The 3,032-nt window shown below is 79.7% G+C and carries 1 protein-coding gene and 1 pseudogene; both read right to left on the reverse strand.

Annotation, left to right across the window (positions count from 1 at the left end):
- Positions 1-530: 530 nt before the first annotated feature.
- Positions 531-1,667: pseudogene (locus RKE29_RS28980) on the reverse strand (glycosyltransferase); the annotation flags it as partial.
- Positions 1,664-2,791, reverse strand: coding sequence for a glycosyltransferase family 1 protein (locus RKE29_RS28985; protein ID WP_312008685.1), 1,128 nt, complete (start codon positions 2,789-2,791; stop codon positions 1,664-1,666). The pseudogene RKE29_RS28980 and the gene RKE29_RS28985, both read right to left, overlap by 4 nt.
- Between the last annotated feature and the right edge of the window lie 241 nt (positions 2,792-3,032).

Consider the following 3,032-nt stretch of genomic DNA (forward strand, 5'->3'; position numbering starts at 1 on the left):
CCGCCGGGGCGGACGGCGCCGCCGCGGGACCGGCACCCGAGGCCCCCGGGTCGGGCAGAACAGTCTCCGGGCCGGGCAGGACGGCCTCTGGGCCGGGCGGGACGGCCTCGGCGCCGCGCGCTGCCGCGGGGCGCGTCCCGTCCCCGCTCATCGCGGTTCCCCGGCGCCCGGTCGCCCGGCGGCGGCCGACCGGGCGGCCGTCGGCTGCGCCGGGACTCCGGGCAGCAGGGCCGGTGCGGGGCCGCCGCCGGGGCGTACCGCGGCCGCGGCCGGTACGGGCCCGGGCGCCGCGGCCGGAACNGCAGCAGGGCCGGTGCGGGGCCGCCGCCGGGGCGTACCGCGGCCGCGGCCGGTACGGGCCCGGGCGCCGCGGCCGGAACCGAGACGTCCGGCACGGACTCCGCGGACTCCGCGGGCACAGCGGGCACAGCGGGCACAGCGGGCACGGCGGACGGGACGGGCACGGGCGGCAGCTCCCGCGCGAGCGGCGCGGGCGCGAGCGGCGCGGGCGCCCGCTGGACGGCGCGCGGCGCCTCGTGCGCGTCGAGGAAGGCGTCGACCGCCGCGGGCCAGCCGAAGCACTCCGCCCGCGCGCGAGCCGCCGTCCGGCGCACGGCCTCCGGACGCGCCAGGACCCGCTCGACCGCGTCCGCGAAGGCGTCCCCGTCGTCGGCGGCCGTCTCGCCGGCGGACCCGACGACGCCGGGCAGCGCGGACAGTTCGCTGACGACCACCGGCGTGCCGCAGGCCAGCGCCTCCAGCGCGGCGAGCCCGAAGGTCTCCGCGGGACCCGGCGCGAGCACGACGTCCGCGCTGGCCTGGAGCGCGGCGACCACGGCGCGGTCGGCGACGTGGCCGAGGAAGACGGCCGGCAGCCCCTCGGCGCGGGCGCGGGCGGTCAGGCGCGGGCGCAGCGGGCCGTCGCCGGCGACGACCAGCGTGGCGGCGACGCCCCGCCGCAGCAGCGCGGCGAGCGCGTCCAGCGCCCGGCCCGGCCGCTTCTCGGGCGACATCCGCGAGCACATCACGAGCAGCACGCCGGCGCCCCGCGCGTGCCGGTCGCGCAGCGCCGCGCTGTACCGGGAGGGCCGGAAGTGGTCCAGGTCCACGCCCAGCGGCGCGTGCAGCAGGTTGCGCACGCCGATCCGCACGAACTCGCGCGCGGCCCACTCCGTGGTGCACACGACCCGTGAGTACGCCAGCGCCGTCTTCGCGTTCAGCCGGTCGGCGGCGAGCCGGACCGCGGCGTCGGGGACGCCCCAGGTGCGCAGCACGGCGTCCGCACTCTCGTGGGAGACCATGACCGCGGGGACCCGGGCGCGGCGCGCCCACTCCCCCGTCCAGCGCAGGGTGGTGCGGTCGGAGACCTCGAGCCGGTCGGGCGCCAGGGCGTCGAGCAGCCCGGCCACCCGGCGCCGGTCGGTCAGCAGCCGGTAGCCGCCGGTGCCGGGGATGCGCGGCCCGGGCAGGGTGATCACCCGGCCCTGCTCGGTCATCCGGTCGGAGGCGCACGCGCCCGGTACGACGAGGACGGGCTCGTGGCCCGCCGCCCGGTACCCGGCGCCCAGTTCGCGCAGCGCGGTGCGCAGGCCCCCGGAGGAGGGGGTGACGAAGTTGGCCAGCCGGACGATGCGCAGCGGCCTGGGGCGGGTCGCGCCGCCGGTCACGCGGCCACCGCCGTACGGGCCGCCAGCACCTCGGTGTAGTGGTCGATCAGCAGGTCGCCGACCTTCTCCCAGGTGCGGCCCTCCACGGCGGCGCGGCCCGCCTGGCCGAGCCGGGCGCGCAGCCTCGGGTCGGCGGCCAGCAGCGCGGCGGCGTCGCGCACCGCGTCCGCGTCGCCGGGCGGCACCAGCAGGCCGGTGCGGCCGTGCGCGACCAGGTCCAGCGGCCCGCCGGCCGCGGGCGCGATCACCGGCACGCCGCTGGCCTGCGCCTCCTGCACGGTCTGGCAGAAGGTCTCCTGCGGCCCGGTGTGCGCGAAGACGTCCAGGGAGGCGAAGACGCGCGCGAGGTCGCCGCCGGTGCGGCGGCCGAGGAAGTGCGCGCGGGGCATCAGGGTGCGCAGCGCGGGCTCGCTCGGCCCGTCGCCGACGACGACCAGCCGCACGCCGGGCAGGGTGTCCAGGGGCGCGAGCAGGTGCAGGCACTTCTCCGGCGCCAGCCGCCCGACGTAGCCGACGAGCAGTTCGCCTCCGGGCGCCAGGGCGCGCCGCAGTTCGGGGTCGCGCCGGTCGGGGTGGAAGCGGACGGTGTCGACGCCGCGCGGCCACAGCCGCACCCGCGGGACGCGGTGCTCGTCCAGGTCGCGGGCGGAGGCGGTGGACGGGGCGAGGGTCCGGTCGGCGGCGGTGTGCACGGCGCGTATCCGCCGCCAGGCCGCCGCCTCGCCGGCGCCCAGGTACGTACGGGCGTAGCCGCCGAGGTCCGTCTGGTAGACGGCGACGGTCGCCAGGCCGAGCCGCAGCGCGGCGCTCATCCCACGCGCGCCGAGGACGAACGGGCTGGCGAGGTGGACCAGGTCCGTGTGGTGGGAGGTGAGGGCGGCGGCGAGCCGGCGGCTGGGCAGTGCGACCCGCACCTGCGGGTAGCCGGGCAGCGGCAGGGACGGGATGCGGACGATCGGGTACGGGTACGGGGTGTCGTCGGCCGGCGCGTCGTGCGGGCCCGCCGGGGCGATCACCAGGGGGTGGTGCCCGCGCCGGTGAAGGTGCTGGGCGGTTTGCAGCGCGCAATGGGCGACGCCGTTGATGTCGGGGGGAAAGGATTCGGTCACGATGGCCACTCGCATACCGGTGTTGTCGGCGGGCCAGAGGTGGGCCCGGCGTCGTCTATCTGTCTGTACGGGGAACGTCCCATGAGCGTTAGGCCGCGCCAGCCGTCCGGGTGGGGTGCAGCGTGGTGGCATACCGGGAGCTGCCCGCGCTTTTCGGACCAGTCGGACCGGCCGGACCGTGGCGCGCCGGGCCGGGGGCGTGCGGTGCGCCGGGCCGCGGGGCGTGCGGCACGCCGGGCGCGGGGGCCGCGGGCGG

This window comes from Streptomyces sp. B1866 (genome assembly GCF_031932565.1).
In the GTDB taxonomy this organism is placed as follows: domain Bacteria; phylum Actinomycetota; class Actinomycetes; order Streptomycetales; family Streptomycetaceae; genus Streptomyces.

Coding starts and splice junctions, on each gene's coding strand:
- RKE29_RS28985 (WP_312008685.1), bottom strand. CDS start 2,791: ATGCGAGTGGCCATCGTGACCGAATCCTTTCCCCCCGACATCAACGGC.